The organism is Marivita lacus (genome assembly GCF_014637725.1).
Classification (GTDB): domain Bacteria; phylum Pseudomonadota; class Alphaproteobacteria; order Rhodobacterales; family Rhodobacteraceae; genus Marivita; species Marivita lacus.
In genome coordinates, this window is the sequence record NZ_BMFC01000009.1 from 56856 (window position 1) to 75042 (window position 18187).

The following is an 18187-nucleotide window of genomic DNA, read 5'->3' on the forward strand; positions in this document are numbered from 1 at the left end:
CGCGATCACCGGCAATCAGCGCGCCAGAGCCGCCGTGTTCGTCGCTCCGGCACCGCAGACCGGACACTCCGCGCGCGGCTTCAACGCGATCTTGCGGGTCTCACCCCAGAGCGCGTCGTAAATCAGCATCTCGCCCCTCAACGCCTGCCCAGCCCCGGTGATCACCTTGATCGCCTCGACCGCCATCATCGATCCGATCACACCGGGCAACGGCCCGATGACCCCCGCCTCGGCACAGGATGGTGCCAACCCGTCCGCCGGAGCCTCGGGAAAAATGCACTGGTAGCAGGGCGCGCCCGACGCCGGATCAAAGACCGAGATCTGCCCTTCCCATTGCGACAAGGCACCGGAGATCAACGGCTTGCCCGCCTCCACGGCCACGCGATTGACCAGATACCGCGTCTCGAAATTGTCGGTCCCGTCCAGCACCAGATCGTACTCCGCCACCAGATCCACCGCCATCGCGTCGGTCAGCCGTCGATGATAGGGCAGAACCTCGACATAAGGATTCTGTGCCACCATCGCCGATTGCGCGGAAAACACCTTGGGGATCCCGATATCCTGATCGCGGTGGATCACCTGCCGCTGAAGGTTGGCATTCTCGACCACGTCATCGTCGATCACCCCGATGGTGCCCACACCTGCCGCCGCAAGGTATTGCAACGCGGGCGCCCCCAGCCCCCCGGCGCCGATCACAAGAACCTTGGCATCCCGCAACGCCTTCTGCCCCGGCCCACCGATCTCGCGCAGCACGATATGGCGCGCGTAACGCTCCAGTTCCGAACCCGAAAATCGCTCGCCGCGCGGCACGACCGGGACATCGGCCTGTTCCTTCACCAGCGCCCTGGTCTTCAGCCCCTGGACGACCTTGCCGTAGAGCACGGCAAGCGCCGCAAAGACGCCCAGCAGGATCCAGAGCGCGGCACTTTCCCCGGTCGCCATCCGCAACGGATGCCCCAGCGGCAGCGCGATCTGGATAAACAGAACGCCCACATACAAAAGCCCGATCATGTAAAGCCGCGCCTTGCGGGGCATCTTCATCAGCGCCCCCAACCCCCAAAGGCCGGCAGCCATGGCAAAAACGACGATCATTGCGACACCCCTGTCGATCCGAAGCCGCCAGCACCCCGCGCCGTGTCGCTCAACGCGTCGACCTCGACAAACGAGGCCCGCAGGACCGGCGCCACCACCATCTGCGCGATACGGTCACCATGGGCGATCTCGAACGCCTCCTGCCCGGCATTCATCACGATCACCCCCAGCACGCCGCGATAATCGCTGTCGATGGTCCCCGGCGCATTGGGCAATGTGATCCCATGCTTCAACGCCAGACCGGAACGCGGCCGGATCTGCACTTCGAACCCCACGGGGATCGCCAGTCGCAGCCCCGTCGGCACCAGTGCCCGCGCTCCCGGCTCCAAAGTCATTGCACCGCGATCCGGGAAATTCGCCCGCAGGTCCGCCCCCGCCGCGCCGGCACTGGCATAGGTCGGCAGACCCAAAGACCTGTCCGCCCCCTCGTCCCACGTCAATTCTATCGCGACCACGTTTTGCCCTTCTTCTTTTTCCAAATATGCAAACTGGCCCGACCGCGCCGTCAGACCAGCGCGTCGGCAATCCGTGCTGCCAATTGACGCGCCACCGCATCCTTGCCCATGCGCGGCCAGGACTCCGCCCCGCTGTCGGAAATCAGCGTCACCGCGTTTTCCGATCCACCCATGATGCCCGTCGCAGGTGACACGTCATTCGCCACGATCCAGTCGCAGCCCTTGCGCGCCCGCTTGGCGGTGGCGTTCCGGATCACGTCATCGGTCTCGGCCGCAAAGCCCACCACCAATGCGGGCCGTCCGTGAGCCATTTGCGACACCTCGGCAAGGATGTCGGGGTTTTCCGCGAATTCCATCACGGGCAACGCCCCGGCGACCTTCTTGATCTTGCTGTCGGACGCACCGACCACCCGCCAATCCGCCACGGCGGCCGCGAAGACAGCCGCGTCGGCTGGAAGAGCGGCCAGCACTGCCGCCCGCATCTCGCGCGCCGTTTCCACGGGCACCAGATCGACGCCGTAAGGCGGTGCAACCGATGCCGGGCCGGTGACAAAGACAACCTCCGCCCCCAAAGCCCGCAACGCTGCCGCAATCGCAGTCCCCTGCGCGCCCGAGGACCGGTTCGCGATATAGCGCACCGGATCAATGGGCTCATGCGTCGGCCCGGAGGTGACAATGATCCGCTTGCCCGTCAGTGGCCCATCCGCCAAAGCGCCGACAACCGCGTCGACAATCTCCAGAGGTTCGGCCATCCGACCGGGGCCGAATTCCCCGCAGGCCATATCGCCCTCGTTCGGCCCAACCAGCGCCACGCCATCCCCCCGCAGCACTGCAAGGTTGCGCCGCGTCGCCGGATGATCCCACATGCGCACGTTCATCGCGGGCGCGATCATCACAGGCGTGTCCGTGGCCAGCAAAAGCGTCGTCGCCAGATCGCCCGCCAATCCCTGCGCCATCTTCGCCATCAGATCCGCCGTCGCCGGGGCCACCAGCACCAGATCCGCCACGCGCGACAGCTGGATATGCCCCATCTCGGCCTCGTCCGTCAGGTCGAAGAGGTCGGTATAGACCTTTTCCCCGGCCAATGCAGCGACGGACAAGGGCGTAACAAACTCCGCCGCAGCCCGCGTCATGACCGGCGTCACCACAGCACCGCGTTCGCGCAAGCGGCGGATCAGGTCGAGGCTTTTATACGCCGCGATTCCACCGCCGATGATCAGAAGGATACGTTTGCCGCTCAACATAAGGCACAGTCCTGACAGGGTTCCGTGTCTTTGTTACGGGGCCGCCCGGCAAAACTCAATCAGCGGAACGCGTCGCAGGGATCGCCCCGATCGACCGGGGGCGACGTTTCGACCACATCGAACACCCCCGACGGCGCTGCACCCTCTTCACCCTGACCCAAGGCCGCCACGCGCAAGTCCGGTTCGGCCGCCATCAGGTAGACCGGCGCACCCCAATCCATCCGTGCATGCCCGTTGCCGGTGATCACCACCACCGGCCCGCCATGCGCCTCGACCGCCTGCACCGCCGAATAGGCCAGTTCCGCATCGCGCAGCCGCTGAATGCTCACCATCACTGGCAACATCTCTTCCGGCATCGCGTCGCAATGTGCCGCCAGTTGCAGCGCCTCGCGCTCTGCCTGCTGGGCATCCGGCAAAGGCGCGGTCAATCCGTATGCTTCCGCATCACCGCGAAACGCCTCCGCCATGCCCTCGGCCATCGCCTGCCGCGCCACGTCACGCGGGATCGCTGCGCCGAAATAGTCGGCCTCGGGTGCCGCCGCAAAGATCGGATAATAGATCGAGAAATCCGGCCAGCCGCTGTCGTTCCAGCCAAGTGCGGCTTCCAACGCCGCCTCATCCGTAACCAGATCCGGCGTCACCAGATCCGCCTGCGCCTGCGTCAACATCTCGAACACCAACGCAGTCGGTCCGATCTCGGTCACATACGCCGCCTGTCGCAGGTGATGCTCCGGGTTGTCATGCAACTCTCCGAGAAACACCACATCGGCCCCATCGAAAACGCCCCCAGCAGCCAAGGCCGTGGGGGCGAAAATCAGGAAACCAAGCGCATGTCTCATGAAAGGAAGTGTTGCACCTCGGGGCTCTGCGCCTCAAGCGATTTGCGGATCTTCGCAAACGCCGCCGCCTCCAGCTGGCGTACCCGTTCCTTGGACAGACCCAGCTCGTTCCCAAGGCTCTCCAGCGTCCGCGCATCTTCGCGCAGCTTGCGTTCGCGCACGATGAACCGTTCCCGCTCGTTGAGCTGGTTCATCGCCATCATCAGCCACTGGCGCAACTGCGCAAGGTCCATGTCTTCTTCGACCCGCTCATCCGCCTGCGCGCTTTCGTCCTCCAGCGCGTCGATCCACTCACGACCCTCGTCCTCGGTCGATTGCGTCGCGTTCAGCGAATAATCTGAGCCCGACAACCGGCCTTCCATCATCTCGACGTCATGGAGTGGAACACCGATTTCCTTGGCAACCATCCGGCGCATCTCGTGAGCCTCGAGTGTCTTGCCCTCTGCCGCCGCCTCGCGCTCCAGACGCGCCTGAACCCGGCGCATGTTGAAAAACAGCGATTTCTGCGACGAGGTCGACCCGGTCCGCACGATGGACCAGTTGCGCATCACGTAATCCTGGATCGACGCCTTGATCCACCAGACCGCGTAGGTCGAGAACCGCACGCCACGATCGGGGTCGAACTTGTCTGCGGCCTTCATCAGGCCCAGACCCGCCTCCTGGATCAGGTCGTTCATTGGCGCGCCGTAGCGCTTGAACTTCGACGCCATCGAAATGGCCAGTCGCATGTATGCGGTGATCAACCGGTGAAGTGCCACTTCGTCGCGCTGATCGCGCCACGCATAGGCCAGCTTGAGTTCCGTCTCCGCGTCCAGCAATTCTGCCTTCATCGCACGGCGAGACAGGGTTTGGTCGTTAAACGAGTCCAGTGCCATTGGTGCCCCCTGATCTTATGTCTTGTAAGTGTTACGGGGATCACCCGCGCATGGATCAAAGATTCATCGAGAAAGTTTCAATACCGTCACAACGCCCCGACACATTCATGCGTTCCGGTGATGAGGCCGCGCACAATTCGAAATTGGGCTTTTGGCAAGCTCTACGATACCATTGCACAGAACCAATGCAACACGGGACGCACCTGCATGAGTTATGAGCTTTTCATCGGCGATTACGCCTATTCCAGCTGGTCGCTGCGCGGCTGGCTGCTGTTCCGCGCTCTCAACATCTTGCCGAAGATTCACCTTGTCGATTTCAACCAGACCAGTGTGGCAGACCAACTCGTCGGGATCGCGCCCGCCCGCACCGTACCCGCGATGCGCACCGCCGAAGGCACGGTGATCTGGGATTCGCTCGCAATGGCGGAAGAACTGCACAGCCGTCATCCCGAAGGCGCGCTCTGGCCCGATGATCCGGCAGCGCGCGGTCTGGGCCGGGCGCTCGCCGCCGAAATGCATTCCGGCTTTGCCGCGCTGCGCAGCGAATGTCCGATGAACCTGCGCACCGCCTATCGCGACGTGCGCTTGTCCGACGCCACGCAATCCGACATCGCCCGCATCGAAACCCTCTGGACCCATGCGCGCGACCGCTACGCCGATCTGGGCCCATGGCTTCTGGGCCGCTACTCCATTGCAGACATCGCCTTTGCCCCGGTCGCCGCACGGTTCGCGGGCTATGACGTGGCGTTGTCGGACAGCGCGCAGCGCTATGTCGACACGCATCTCGCCGATCCCTGGTTCCGCGAGTGGCGGGACATGGCGCTGACCATCGGCGACACCCTGCCCTGGTACGCCAAACCCTTCGACACGCGGCCCTGGCCCGAACCGGCCTGAACAAACCCCCGGTACGACACCGATTTCCAAAGTCCGTTAACCATTTCGCAACCAAGATCCCCTCACGGTCACAGCACACGAGGACCGGATCACATGGTTGCGCATGCCTATACTGTCGCCTTCGAAGGGGTGGATGCCCGCATGGTCGAGGTCCAATGCGCGGTCACTCCCGGCGTGCCCGCCTTTGCCGTCGTGGGCCTGCCGGACAAGGCAGTGTCGGAATCCCGCGACCGGGTACGCGGCGCGCTCTCGACCCTGCATATCGCACTGCCTTCGAAACGCATCACCGTGAACCTGTCGCCCGCCGACCTGCCCAAGGAAGGCTCGCATTTCGACCTGCCCATCGCGCTGGCGCTGCTGGCCGAACTGGAAATCCTGCCCAAGGATGCGGTGGCCGACACCGTGGCACTTGGCGAGCTGTCGCTGGATGGCGCGCTGATCCCGGTGATCGGCGCGCTGCCCGCTGCCATGGCCGCCGCCGAGGAAAACCGCACCTTGATCTGCCCCGCCGCCTCAGGGGCCGAGGCGGCTTGGGTCGGCGGCTGCCAGGTGATCGGCGCAAAGGGTCTGATGGATGTGATCCAGCACATGACCGGGCGCACGCCGCTCGCCCCCTGCGATCCCGGCGAGGTCAGCCACGCCCCCGACTGCCGCGACATGCGCGATGTCAAAGGCCAGGAACGCGCCAAGCGCGCGCTCGAAATCGCCGCAGCCGGGCGGCACCATGTCCTGCTGGTCGGCACGCCGGGGTCGGGCAAATCCATGCTGGCGTCCCGCCTGCCGGGCATCCTGCCTCCGCTCACCCCGGCCGAGGCGCTTGAGACCTCGATGGTCCATTCGCTGTCGGGCCTGATCGAAGCCGGCGGCATCTCGCGGCATCGCCCGTTTCGGGAACCGCATCACACCGCCTCCATGCCTGCCATCGTCGGCGGTGGTCGCACCGCAAAGCCCGGCGAAATCAGCCTCGCCCATAACGGTGTGCTCTTCATGGACGAGTTTCCCGAATTCCCCCGCGCCGTGCTGGAAACCCTGCGCCAACCCATCGAGACCGGCGAGGTGATGATCGCCCGCGCCAACGCCCATATCCGCTATCCCTGCCGGTTCATGCTCGTGGCTGCCGCGAACCCCTGCAAATGCGGCTATCTCAGCGATCCGGCCCGCGCCTGTTCCCGCGCGCCGAATTGTGGCGAGGATTACATGGGCCGCATTTCCGGCCCGCTGATGGACCGGTTCGATCTGCGCGTCGATGTGCCGCCCGTCGCGTTCCGTGACCTCGACCTGCCCAGCGCCGGCGCCAGCAGCGCCGAACTGGCGAGCCGCGTCGCCGCCGCCCGCAGCATCCAGACAGTGCGGTTTCGGGATCACCCCGAGATGCGCCAGAACGCCGACCTTCAGGGCGATCTCCTCGATCAGGCAACCGCACTCGACACGGCAGCCCGCACGCTTTTGACCAGCGCCGCCGACCGCTTCGGCCTCTCGGCGCGCGGTTATCATCGCGTCCTGCGCGTCGCCCGCAGCATTGCCGATCTCGAGACGGCAGAGGTCATCACCCGCGACCATGTTGCCGAAGCCCTGAGCTACCGACTTCCTGCAAACGCCCCGTGAAAAGCGCCGCAAGGCGCGATGAACCGGCCTTTACAGCTTGGCTTCGATCGCCTGCCAGATCTTCTCGGCCACGTTGATCCCGTCGAACCGCTCGAGCTCCTGGATACCGGTGGGCGAGGTCACGTTGATCTCGGTCAGGTAGGTTCCGATCACGTCGATCCCCACAAAGACCTGCCCCTTTTCCCGCAACAGCGGCCCGATCCGCGCGCAAATCTCCAGATCACGCTCCGTCAGCCCGATCTTCTCGGGCCGTCCGCCCACATGCATGTTCGATCGCGTTTCCCCCTCCGCCGGCACCCGGTTGATCGCGCCCACCGCCTCGCCATCCACAAGGATCACGCGCTTGTCTCCTGCCGACACATCCGGCAGGAATTTCTGCACGATCAGCGGCTCTCGCGAAAACCCGGTGAACAGCTCGTGCAGCGACGTCAGGTTTCGGTCATTTGCATCCAGCCGGAACACGCCCGCCCCGCCATTGCCGTACAATGGCTTGAGAATGACATCCCCGTGCCGCGCCTTGAACGCCTTGATCGTCGCAAGATCCCGCGCGATCATCGTCGGCGGCGTGAGATCCGGGAAATCGAGCACCAGCAGTTTTTCCGGATAGTTCCGCACCCAGAACGGATCGTTCACCACAAGCGCCTTGCCGCGCAAACGGTCCAGCAGATGCGTCGATGTGATGTAATGCATGTCGAACGGCGGGTCCTGCCGCAGCCAGACCACGTCGAACTCCGCCAGATCGACCTGCTCTTCCGGCCCGAGCGCCACGTGATCGCCCTGCACCCGTTGCACGGTAAAGCTCTGCCCGATGGCAAGAATGCGCCCCTCGTCAAAGGCCAGCTTGTCCGGACTGTAGAAAAACAGCTCATGCCCCCGCGCCTGCGCCTCTTCGGCAAGCCGGAAAGAGCTGTCGGCAGTGATGTTGACCGACTGGATCGGGTCCATCTGAAACGCGATTTTCATGTGCTGTCCCTTGCAACCTCTGCCCTCCTAATGGCGCAAGCCATCCAGCGGTGCAAGATCGCGGCGTCAGAGGCCCATGCTGGCATTCGGGATGATTTCGATCACCCCCTGCGCATCCACCAGCGCCACGTCCAGCCGCGCCTCCGTCAAGGCCCCTTTCGGACAGTGCCCGAGATAATCCTCGGCACTGCGCAGGATACGGCCAAGCTGCCGCGCGGTGATGCGCTGCACCGCCGCCGCATGGGTCCGGCTTTTCTTGACCTCGACAAAGACCACCCTGTCGCCTTCGGACAGGATCAGGTCGATCTCCCCGCAACGGCCGCGCCAGCGTGTTTCGCGCAGCTGCGCACCGCGGTCGAGGTAATGACGCGCAACTGGCAGTTCTGCACTTAGCCCGGCGTGATAATTCGTCCGCCGCAGATCGCCTGCAGCCTGAGGTTCATGGCGCGGGCCACCAGCGTCAAGATCACCCAGAAAATCGAATGGCATGTCACATCCCCTTTCCCCATCACCCTAACCGCAAAACATCTAACGTTCCCCTAACGCCATCGCCCGTTGATAGGCCTCCCGCCGCGGCACGCCGAAGACCTTCGACACCTCGCTGGCCGCATCCTTGACCGACATCCGCGTCAAGGCATCCTGCAACGCCTCGTCCAGCGTGGCCTGGTCTGTCACCGCCCCAACACCACGATCGATGAGCACGACAATCTCGCCTTTCGGGGTCTCCTCCGCATATTTCGAGGATAAATCCGCCAGACTCCCCGCGCAACGCTCTTCGAATTTCTTGGTTAACTCGCGGCACACCACCGCTTCGCGATCCGCGCCCAGAACCTCTGCCGCGTCGCGCAACATCGCACCCAGCCGCTTGGGCGATTCGTAGAAGATCAGCGTCGCGGGCACAGCGATGAACTCGGCCAGCGCGGTTTTCCGCTTGCTCGCGGTGTTGGGCAGGAACCCCGCGAACATGAAGCGGTCCGACGGCAGGCCCGACAGGGTCAGCGCGGCCACCACCGCGGTCGGCCCCGGTGCCGTGGTGCAGGGCAGGCCCGCCTGCAAGGCCGCCCGCATCAGGTCGAATCCCGGATCGGAAATCAGCGGCGTTCCCGCTTCCGAGGCATAGACCACCGATTGTCCCGCCTCCAGCGCCGCCATCAGCCGCGGCCTCGCGCGTTCGCCGTTGTGGTCGTGATAGGCCACCAGCGGACGGTCCCCCAGGGCCACGCCGTGGATCTCCATCAACCGTCGCAGCGACCGCGTGTCCTCGGCCGCCAGCACATCCGCCCCCGCCAGCAGGTCGAGCGCCCGCAGCGTGATGTCGCGTGCATTGCCCAATGGGGTCGCCACAAGGTACAGGCCCGGCGCGATCTCGCGTGTCTGCCATTTCATGTCTGGACCCGCCTTTGTCGTTGTTTATTATCAGCCCCAATCGAAAGTTTGCGCCGGATGTTCCGCGCGCGACAAGGGAGTACCTTTTATGTTGGCTGTTTTGTCCACCCCCCGCAAGCTGTTGCGCAAAGCCGTGGCGGTGGCCGCGTTCATGGGTCTTACGGCCTGTGACCCGGCCCTCATGACGGCCCCCGCTGGCGGGACCGGACCCAGCGTCAACACCAGCGCCCCCGTGCCGGTGGCGCTCCTGATCCCGCGCAGCGACCCCAGCGCAGGTGCCGTGGCCGCAAGCCTCGAAAACGCAGCCCGCCTCGCAGTGGCCTCGCTCGACGGCGTGCAGATCGACCTGCGCGTCTACGACACCGGAGGCGATGCCCAGCGCGCCGCGCTTCAGGCCGAAACCGCCGTCGCCGAGGGCGCGCAGATCATCCTTGGCCCGCTTTTCGGCGAGGCGGCAAATGCCGCAGGCGTCGCCGTGGCCGACAACGGCGTCAACGTGCTCAGCTTCTCGAACAACCCCTCGATCGCCGGCGGCAATGTCTACGTGCTCGGGCCGACCTTCCGCAACACGGCCAACCGCCTGCTCGGCTACGCCTCTCGCCAGGGCCGTACCTCCGTGGTCATCGTGCACCCGCAGAACGTCGAGGGTGAATTCGGCAAGGCCGCGATCCAGGCCGCGGCAAGCGAGAGCGGCGTGCGCGTCGCCGCCATCGAATCCTTCGCCTTCTCGCAGGAAGGTGTGGCCTCGGCTGTCCCGCGCATCCGGGACTCTGTCGAAAGCACCGGGGCGGATTCGCTCTTCCTGACGTCCAACGCCGCAGGAGCCCTGCCGATCCTGCTGCAATTGCTGCCCGAAGCCGGGATCAGCCCCTCCGCAACCCAGTACATGGGCCTTGCGCGCTGGGACGTGCCTGCGCAGATCCTGTCGATGCCGGGCGCGCAGGGGGGCTACTTCACCCTGCCCGACACGGCGGCGCAATCGGCCTTCAACAGCCGCTACCGCGCGCAGTTCGGTCAGGAACCGCACCCCTTGGCCGGTCTCGCCTTCGACGGCATCGCCGCCATCGGAGCCTTGGTGCGCCAGGGGCGGTCCGATGCCCTCAGCGCACGGGCGCTGACACAAAGCTCGGGTTTTCAGGGGGCGAACGGCGTGTTCCGCCTGCGACCCGACGGAACCAATGAGCGCGGCCTCGCCGTGGCGACCGTGCGCAACAACCAGGTGACCATCCTTGACCCAGCCCCATCCGGCTTCGGCGGCGCAGGCTTCTAAATCCCTGAGCCTGACCAACCCGTCGGAGACCCAGGTGGTCTCCGACTCGTTTTCAGACATCCTCGATGTGCCGCCCCTGCGTGACGCGATGTGGGCGGCCATCGGTGACATGCGCGACGAACGCGATGTGCGCAGCGCTGTTGTCTCGGTGCTCAAGGAAGCGCAGACAACCGGCCGCGACGCCGTGGCGGCGCGACTGCACGCGCGGCCCCGGAATGCCCTGCCCGTGACCACCGGCTACACCTGGCTCACCGACCAGGTGATCAGCCTCACCTTCGAGGCCGTCACCGAACGCATCCACCGCAACCCCAACCCGACCGAGGGCGAACGCCTGTCCGTGCTCGCGGTCGGCGGCTACGGGCGCGGCGAGATGGCCCCGTTTTCGGATGTCGACCTGCTGTTCCTGACCCCCTACAAGATCACTGCCTGGGCCGAGAGCGTGATCGAATCCATGCTCTACATCCTGTGGGATCTCAAACTGAAGGTCGGGCATTCCTCGCGCACCGTCAAAGACTGCCTGCGCCTTGGAGCCGATGATTTCACCATCCGCACCGCCATGCTCGAACACCGCTTCCTGGTCGGCTACGAACCTCTGGCCGACGAGCTGGACAGCAAGCTCTGGAACACGCTCTTCAAGGGCACAGAGGTCGAATTCGTCGAGGCGAAACTGGCCGAACGCGACGCCCGCCACATCAAGCAGGGCCAGCGCTACATGGTCGAGCCGAACGTCAAGGAGGGCAAGGGCGGGCTGCGTGACCTGCAATCGCTGTTCTGGATCGCCAAGTACATCCACCACACCGACGATCTGAGCAAGCTGGTCCGCACCGGCGTGTTCCGCGCCGAGGAGTTCGCCACCTTCGTGAAGGCCGAGAACTTTCTCTGGGCCGTCCGCTGTCACCTGCACCTCGCCTCCGGTCGCGCCACCGAACAGCTCACCTTCGACATGCAGGTCGATGTCGCCGATCGCATGGGCTATGTTGACAAGGGAGGCCGCCGAGGGGTCGAGATCTTCATGCAGGATTTCTTCCGCCACGCCACCTCGGTCGGCGACCTGACCCGCATCTTCCTCACCTCGCTCGAGGCGACGCAGCAAAAGGAACCGCCGCTGCTGATGCGGCTTTTCAAGCGCGTTCCCAAGACGCGCGACGGCTACGAGGTGGTGAACAACCGCCTCGCCATTGCCGACGACCCGACCTTTCTTTCCGACAAGATGAACCTGCTGCGCATCTTCGAAGAGGCGCTGCGCACCGGCCTGCTGATCCACGCGAACGCGATGCGCCTGATCAGCGCCAACCTGCACCTCATCGACCGCGACATGCGCGAGGACAAAGAGGCCCAGCGCATCTTCCTCGACCTGCTGCTCAAGCATGGCAACCCGGAACGCGCGCTGCGGCGCATGAACGAACTCGGCGTGCTCGCCGCCTTCATCCCCGAGTTCGAACCGATCGTGGCGATGATGCAGTTCAACATGTACCACCACTACACCGTGGACGAACACACGATCCAATGCATCTGGCACCTCAGCGAGATCGAAAACGGCCAGCTTGAGGAAGACCTGCCCGTCGCCAGTTCCATCCTCAAGAACGGCGTGAACCGCAAGGTGCTCTATATCGCGCTCTTGCTGCATGACATCGGCAAGGGTCGGGACGAGGATCATTCGGTCCTGGGTGCCAAGATCGCCCGCAAGGTCGCGCCCCGGCTGGGCCTGAACAAGCAGGAATGCGCAACGGTCGAATGGCTGGTCCGCTACCACCTCTTGATGTCCGACATGGCCCAGAAACGCGACATCGCCGACCCCCGCACCGTGCGCGATTTCGCCAAGGCGGTGCAGACCCGCGAACGGCTCGACCTGCTTTGCGTGCTGACCGTCTGCGACATCCGCGGCGTGGGTCCGGGCACCTGGAACAACTGGAAAGCGGTGCTGATCCGCGCGCTCTACCGCCAGACCCGCCGCGCGCTCGAAGACGGGATGGAGGCGCTCAACCGCGAAAATCGCGGCACCGAGGCCAAGAAGGCTCTGCGCGACGCGCTCGCCGACTGGGATGCCAAGGACCTGCGCATCGAGACCAGCCGCCACTACCCGCCCTATTGGCAGGGCCTGCATGTCACCGCCCACAAGGTCTTTGCCGAGCTCTTGCGCAATATCGGCAACAACGAAATCCGCATCGACATCCACCCCGACGAAGACCGCGACGCGACCCGCGTCTGCTTCGCGCTCTCCGATCATCCCGGCATCTTCTCGCGCCTCGCCGGCGCGCTGGCGCTCGTGGGTGCCAATGTCGTGGATGCCCGCACCTTCACGTCGAAAGACGGCTTTGCCACCGCCGCCTTCTGGATCCAGGATGGCGACGGATCGCCTTACGAGGACGTGCGCATCCCGCGTCTGCGCGACATGATCTCGAAAACCCTGCGCGGCGACATCGTCCCGCGCGAGGCAATGAAACCCCGCGACAAGATCAAGAAACGCGAACGCGCCTTCAGGGTGCCCACCTCGATCACCTTCGACAACGAAGGCTCGGAAATCTACACCATCATCGAGGTCGACACCCGCGACCGCCCGGGCCTTCTGTTCGACCTGACCCGGACGCTGGCCAACGCCAATGTCTACATCTCCTCCGCCCTCATCGCGACCTATGGCGAACAGGTGGTCGACACGTTCTACGTAAAAGACATGTTTGGCCTCAAATTCCATTCCGAAAGCAAACAGAAAGCCCTTGAAACCAAACTGCGCACCGCCATTTCCGAAGGCGCTGCGCGGGCCAAGGAATAGCGCCCCAAATCACATTTCAGGACAGGTCCATGCAGTTCACATTTACCGGCAACAATTCCCGTTTTCTCGAACAGTCGTTCTACGACGGCACCGGTGCGTTGAGTATCGCGCTGACCTCGATTTCGCCAACCGAGGCCGTGCTGACCCACACGGTGTTCACGCAGGCAAACGTCAACGTGGTCCTGCGCGGTCAGGGGCTTTCGGCGGATGATCAGGGGAACGCTGTCTCGGGCGTCATCACGTCGATGACCTTCAACGGGCTGAACATCGAACAGGCAACGATCACCGGTATAAACTGGCCTGCCGACGCGTTTCAGGACGCGCTGATCGACATCGGCAACAGCTCCGATTTCACCACACTTGCGGCGCTTTTCAACGATTCGCCGCAGATCTCCATTGATGCCAGCGGCGCATTGACCGGTTTCGACCAGGAAGACGCCTGGGCCGCCCTCCTGCTCCTCATCACCTCGCCCATCAGCATTGTCGGATCGCAGTTCGACGATTCCGTCGAAGGCAGTTCGGGCGATGACACCATCAGCACTGGCGCCAGCAGCGAAGACGGGGACCGCATCGTCGGCAGCACCGGCGATGACACGATCCTCTTCGATGTGCCACCGGGCACGGATGGCCCCGGATTTTTCCTCGATTACGACTCGATCGGCGCACCGGTGACCTTCGACATCGACGGTGTCACCAATACCGGCACGATCAGTTCCGCGGGCTTTGTCGACACCCTGCAGAATGTCGATGCGGCGCTCGGACAATATCTTGGCCTCAAGGGCACAAGCGGGGCGGACACCTACATCATCCGTCTGACAACCGGCCAAGTGGCGGCTTTGATCGGCGGCCCTGGCGCGGATGTCTACACCGTCGATGCCGGTGCGGGCCTGCCGATCCTCGATTTCCTCTTCAGCGATGTCACCGCCGGGCTTGAACTGGATTTCGCAACCGGCGTGGTTGCCAATGACGGGTTCGGCAACGTCGAAACCATCACCTTCAGCACCGCACCCGAATTGACCGTGCTCTTTGCCACCGATCTGAATGACGTGGTTTCCGACGGTGCCGGGGCACAGCTGGTCCGGCTGTACGAAGGTGACGACCTCTTCCTGTCCGATCTGCTGGGTGACGACAGCATCGACGGCGGCGACGGGCGCGATCTTGTCCGCTTGGATCCTTCTGCACAGGGCGACATGACGCTGACCTTCAACGGATCGGTTACCACCGTCACCGACCGCACGAATACCCAAGGCAGCGCCACGCTCTTGCGGGTGGAAACCATCGAAACCGCGGGCGGCGTCCAGCTCAACCTCGACCAACATGACGGGATCGGCCTGATTTCGGCGGCTGATCTGACCACACTGACCGAGCTCTACATCGCCTATTTCGATCGTGCCCCCGACGCGTTGGGCCTGTCCTTCTGGGCCACCGCGTTCCAGACGAACGGGTTTTCGTTCGACGCGATTGCAGACCTCTTCTTCACCCAGCCTGAAACCGTCGCGCTTTATTCCGAGTTCAGCGATGGCGATTTCGTCACCGCCGTTTACAACAACGTGCTGGGCCGCGACCCCGATCAGGCCGGGTTTGACTTCTGGTCCGGCCAATTGGCCAACGGCAACGTCACGGAAAGCGGCTTCATCCTTGATCTGCTGGCCGGTGCGCGCGCCGCGACCGGATCGCCCGCCGATGTCGCCTATATCGAAGGCAAGACCGATCTGGGCCTTTATTTCGCGGTCATCCAGGGGCAGAACAACCTGAATGCGGCCAACAGCGTGATGGACGCGTTCAACGGCAGTGCGCAAAGCCTCGCCACTGCGCAAGCGCTGTCGGATGCCAGCCTTGCCACCGCCGAAGCGGGCAGCACCGACCTGCTGATGCCCGTTGTGGGCGTGATCGACACCCCCTTTGCCGAGATCGCCTAGACCAGGCCAGCCGATGATCTGCCTCAAGAGCCAGGCAACAAAAGGGATCATCGCAGCCCAGCCACCTTGCGCAGGGCCTGCTCACCCATCTCGGCCACGGCGTGCCGCAACCGGTCCTCATCCTGCCGGCGCAAATCCCGTTCGATGTCCCGGTACCTGCGATCCACGCGCGATGCCTCGTAAAGTGCGCGCGCCTCGCTGACAGGCACGATCCCCGCGATCGGCTTGCCCCGTCGCAACACGGCATAGCGCGTGCCATGAAAACTCACCTCGTCCAGAACCTGCCGCAGATGGCTGCGCAGCCAGTCGGTGCTGATGTCGTTGATCTCTGACAGGTTGTAGATATACACGCGCCGGCCCCTTGGTCTGACATGCAACAACCCTGCCACCAAAACGTTCACAAATCGTAAGCGTCCTGCGCGTTGCACAGAACCGCTGCAGCGCCCTCCTCGCAACGCAACCGTCAGGTTCCGCCGTACCAACCGTACGCTTGGCAACGGCGCAGGGCAAAACCGCCCCCAAATCCCCGAAATCGGCGCTTTTTGCCGTCTGAGCCGTACAGGTCGTACGCTCGAACCGGACAAGAGGCACTTTTCGCCGGTCGATTTCTGCTCTACGCCACGGGGCACGCGCAAGGAGCCCGCATGAAACCCATCCGCCTCATTTCCGGTGTTCTCACCGTCGGCTTCTGGACCCTGATGAGCCGCATCCTGGGCGTTCTCCGCGAGGTCATGATCCTCGCCTTCATCGGTCCCGGCCCGGTGATGGATGCCTTCGTCGCCGCGTTCCGCCTGCCCAACATGTTCCGCCGTTTCTTTGCCGAAGGCGCGTTCAACGCCTCCTTTGTTCCCATGTTTTCCAAGCGGTTGGAGACCGATGACAACCCCATCGGCTTCGCCACTCAGGCGCTGTCCGGACTGGCTTTCGCGCTGCTCATCCTGAGCGCAGTCGCCATGGTCTTCATGCCCGGCCTCGTGTGGCTGACAGCCGGTGGGTTTGTCGGTGACGCGCGGTTCGATCTGACCGTGGACTATGGCCGCATCGTCTTTCCCTACATCCTGCTGATCTCGCTGACGGCGCTGTTCTCGGGTGTGCTGAACGCCACGGGCCGCTTTGCCGCAGCTGCCGCCGCACCGGTGTTCCTCAATATTTTCGTATGTATCTCAATGGCTTGGGCGGCCTATTCCGGTGGCGAGGTGATCCGCTGGCTGATCTGGACAGTGCCCGTCGCGGGTGTCGCCCAACTCGCCCTTGTCTGGGTCGCCGCCGACCGCGCCGGTATCAAGCTGCGCCCCTCGCGTCCGCGCTGGACCCCCGAGATGAAGCGGCTGGTCGCCGTCGCCATTCCCGCCGCGCTGGCGGGTGGGGTCATGCAGATCAATCTGCTGGTGGGTCAACAGGTTGCATCGCATTTCGACAAGGCCGTGGGCTGGCTCTATGCCGCCGACAGGCTCTACCAATTGCCGCTTGGCGTGGTTGGGATCGCCGTGGGCATCGTCCTGCTGCCGGACCTCTCCCGACGCCTTGGCGCACAGGATGACGCTGGCGCCAAACACGCGTTTTCCCGCGCCGGGGAATTGTCGCTTGCACTGACCATTCCCGCTGCCGTCGCGCTTGTCGTGATCCCTCTGCCGCTGGTGTCTGTCCTGTTCGAACGCGGCGCCACGGGGTCGGACGATTCCGCAGCGATTGCTGCAGCGGTTGCGGTCTATGGTTTGGGGCTTCCTGCCTTTGTCCTGCAGAAGGTTCTGCAGCCGCTGTTCTTTGCCCGAGAGGACACCAAATCCCCGTTCCACTTTGCCGTTTGGGCCATGGTGGTCAACGCGGCGGTGGCCATCGGATTGGCCCCTGTCATCGGCTGGATCGCCCCTGCCATCGCCACCACGCTTGCAGGTTGGGTCATGGTCTGGATGCTGGCGCGGGGCGGTCGCACCTTGGGGGATGTCGCTCGGTTCGACGACCGGTTCCGCCGTCGCATCTGGCGGGTGTGCCTTGCTTCTGTGGCAATGGGCGTGGTGCTCTGGGGCGGCACGCTTTTGCTGGGGCCATTCCTCGGCGTGGCAGGCATCCGCTTCATCGCGCTTGTTGCCCTGATCGCACTGGGAATGGTCAGTTATGCGCTGATCGGCCAAGCCATCGGCGCGTTCTCCCTGCGCGAATTCCGCGATGCGTTCCGGCGCGGGCGCTAGCTGCGCTGGCGTAGCCGCTGAACCAGCTTTCCCCATCCGCCGGGCACGAGAACCGTGGACAGCATGAACCCGATGGCAAAGCCCCCGAGGTCCGCCACCCATTCTGCCGATGGGCCGAAAAGAAGCCCGAAAATCAACTGGATGCCCAGAAGAAACCCGATCAGGGTAAAGGCGCGCACCTGGTTTTCGCCCATCTGTCCCAGCCGCAGCCACAGCAGGTAGGTGAATCCTCCGATCAGCCCGTAAACCGGCGGGAACGCCCCGATCAGCGGCAATGTGCCGCCCACGGTCAGCGCATAGATCAGCGCGCCACCCGCAGCCGAGGCAAAGAAGATAACGACCACCGCGAGGCTGCCCATCGCCTCACCCACCATCTTGCCGAGCGCCAGCAACATGACACCGGCAAACAGCGCGTGGGTAAAGCTCGCATGAACAAACGGGTAGGACAGGAACCGCAGAACATGCTCGACAGGCCAACGCCCGGTCTCGCGCATCCACGCAAAGATCTCGGACGAAAAGGCAAACCGCTCGAGCGTGCCCAGACGCCAGCCGACTGCCTCCGGCCCACCGACCAGACCCCGCGCACCAAGCGTGAACGCGACCTCCAGCCCGACGATGACCAGAAAAAGCGCGATCACCACCGGTGGCAGCGGGTTCAACGGGGATTCATTGTGCGGATGGGTCAC

16 protein-coding genes are annotated in these 18187 nt (G+C 64.1%); 6 read left to right on the plus strand and 10 right to left on the minus strand.

What is annotated here, in order from left to right:
- Positions 1–15: 15 nt before the first annotated feature.
- Genes IEV82_RS15710 through IEV82_RS15730 form a run of 5 tightly spaced genes read right to left on the minus strand, consistent with a single transcriptional unit; the run spans position 16 to position 4505 of the window.
- Positions 16–1092, minus strand: a complete 1077-nt coding sequence (locus IEV82_RS15710; protein WP_188482983.1) for a HesA/MoeB/ThiF family protein — start codon at positions 1090–1092, stop codon at positions 16–18.
- Positions 1089–1547, minus strand: coding sequence for a dUTP diphosphatase (dut, locus tag IEV82_RS15715; protein WP_188482984.1), 459 nt, complete (start codon positions 1545–1547; stop codon positions 1089–1091). Before dut ends, IEV82_RS15710 begins: the two co-directional genes overlap by 4 nt.
- Before the next feature lie 50 nt (positions 1548–1597).
- On the minus strand, positions 1598–2791 hold the full coding sequence (coaBC, locus tag IEV82_RS15720; RefSeq protein ID WP_188482985.1) for a bifunctional phosphopantothenoylcysteine decarboxylase/phosphopantothenate--cysteine ligase CoaBC: 1194 nt from the start codon (positions 2789–2791) through the stop codon (positions 1598–1600).
- A gap of 59 nt (positions 2792–2850) precedes the next feature.
- Complete coding sequence (locus IEV82_RS15725; protein ID WP_188482986.1) at positions 2851–3630, minus strand: ChaN family lipoprotein; 780 nt, start codon at positions 3628–3630, stop codon at positions 2851–2853.
- Positions 3627–4505 (minus strand): RNA polymerase factor sigma-32, encoded by an 879-nt coding sequence (locus IEV82_RS15730; protein WP_188482987.1) that lies wholly within the window; start codon positions 4503–4505, stop codon positions 3627–3629. The genes IEV82_RS15725 and IEV82_RS15730 overlap by 4 nt, the downstream gene beginning before the upstream one ends.
- Positions 4506–4712: 207 nt before the next feature.
- On the opposite strand from IEV82_RS15730, the gene IEV82_RS15735 reads away from it, so the two are divergent.
- Entirely contained in the window at positions 4713–5399 is a 687-nt protein-coding gene (locus tag IEV82_RS15735; RefSeq protein WP_188482988.1) for a glutathione S-transferase, read from the plus strand.
- Between the two features lie 93 nt (positions 5400–5492).
- Positions 5493–7004, plus strand: a complete 1512-nt coding sequence (locus IEV82_RS15740; protein WP_188482989.1) for a YifB family Mg chelatase-like AAA ATPase — start codon at positions 5493–5495, stop codon at positions 7002–7004.
- Between the two features lie 30 nt (positions 7005–7034).
- On the opposite strand, the gene gshB is transcribed toward IEV82_RS15740, so the two are convergent.
- The 3 genes from gshB to rsmI all read right to left on the minus strand — a co-directional run bounded on the left by gshB (position 7035) and on the right by rsmI (position 9353).
- A complete protein-coding gene (gshB, locus tag IEV82_RS15745) occupies positions 7035–7967 on the minus strand; it encodes a glutathione synthase (RefSeq protein ID WP_188482990.1) in 933 nt (310 codons plus the stop codon).
- Between the two features lie 66 nt (positions 7968–8033).
- Positions 8034–8456, minus strand: a complete 423-nt coding sequence (locus IEV82_RS15750) for a YraN family protein (RefSeq protein ID WP_188482991.1) — start codon at positions 8454–8456, stop codon at positions 8034–8036.
- A gap of 39 nt (positions 8457–8495) precedes the next feature.
- On the minus strand, positions 8496–9353 hold the full coding sequence (gene rsmI, locus IEV82_RS15755) for a 16S rRNA (cytidine(1402)-2'-O)-methyltransferase (protein WP_188482992.1): 858 nt from the start codon (positions 9351–9353) through the stop codon (positions 8496–8498).
- A gap of 88 nt (positions 9354–9441) precedes the next feature.
- Here rsmI and IEV82_RS15760 point away from each other — a divergent pair, with 88 nt between their 5' ends.
- Genes IEV82_RS15760 through IEV82_RS15770 form a run of 3 tightly spaced genes read left to right on the plus strand, consistent with a single transcriptional unit; the run spans position 9442 to position 15312 of the window.
- Complete coding sequence (locus IEV82_RS15760; protein ID WP_188482993.1) at positions 9442–10623, plus strand: penicillin-binding protein activator; 1182 nt, start codon at positions 9442–9444, stop codon at positions 10621–10623.
- Positions 10583–13393, plus strand: a complete 2811-nt coding sequence (locus IEV82_RS15765) for a [protein-PII] uridylyltransferase (protein ID WP_188482994.1) — start codon at positions 10583–10585, stop codon at positions 13391–13393. Before IEV82_RS15760 ends, IEV82_RS15765 begins: the two co-directional genes overlap by 41 nt.
- A gap of 29 nt (positions 13394–13422) precedes the next feature.
- Positions 13423–15312 (plus strand): DUF4214 domain-containing protein, encoded by a 1890-nt coding sequence (locus tag IEV82_RS15770; RefSeq protein ID WP_188482995.1) that lies wholly within the window; start codon positions 13423–13425, stop codon positions 15310–15312.
- A 47-nt stretch (positions 15313–15359) separates the two neighbouring features.
- On the opposite strand, the gene IEV82_RS15775 is transcribed toward IEV82_RS15770, so the two are convergent.
- Positions 15360–15662: a type II toxin-antitoxin system Phd/YefM family antitoxin gene (locus IEV82_RS15775; protein WP_188482996.1), complete on the minus strand. Its 303-nt coding sequence runs from the start codon at positions 15660–15662 to the stop codon at positions 15360–15362.
- A gap of 294 nt (positions 15663–15956) precedes the next feature.
- On the opposite strand from IEV82_RS15775, the gene murJ reads away from it, so the two are divergent.
- Positions 15957–17501: a murein biosynthesis integral membrane protein MurJ gene (gene murJ, locus IEV82_RS15780; protein ID WP_188482997.1), complete on the plus strand. Its 1545-nt coding sequence runs from the start codon at positions 15957–15959 to the stop codon at positions 17499–17501.
- On the opposite strand, the gene IEV82_RS15785 is transcribed toward murJ, so the two are convergent.
- Positions 17498–18187, minus strand: a complete 690-nt coding sequence (locus tag IEV82_RS15785) for a rhomboid family intramembrane serine protease (RefSeq protein ID WP_188482998.1) — start codon at positions 18185–18187, stop codon at positions 17498–17500. The genes murJ and IEV82_RS15785 overlap by 4 nt on opposite strands.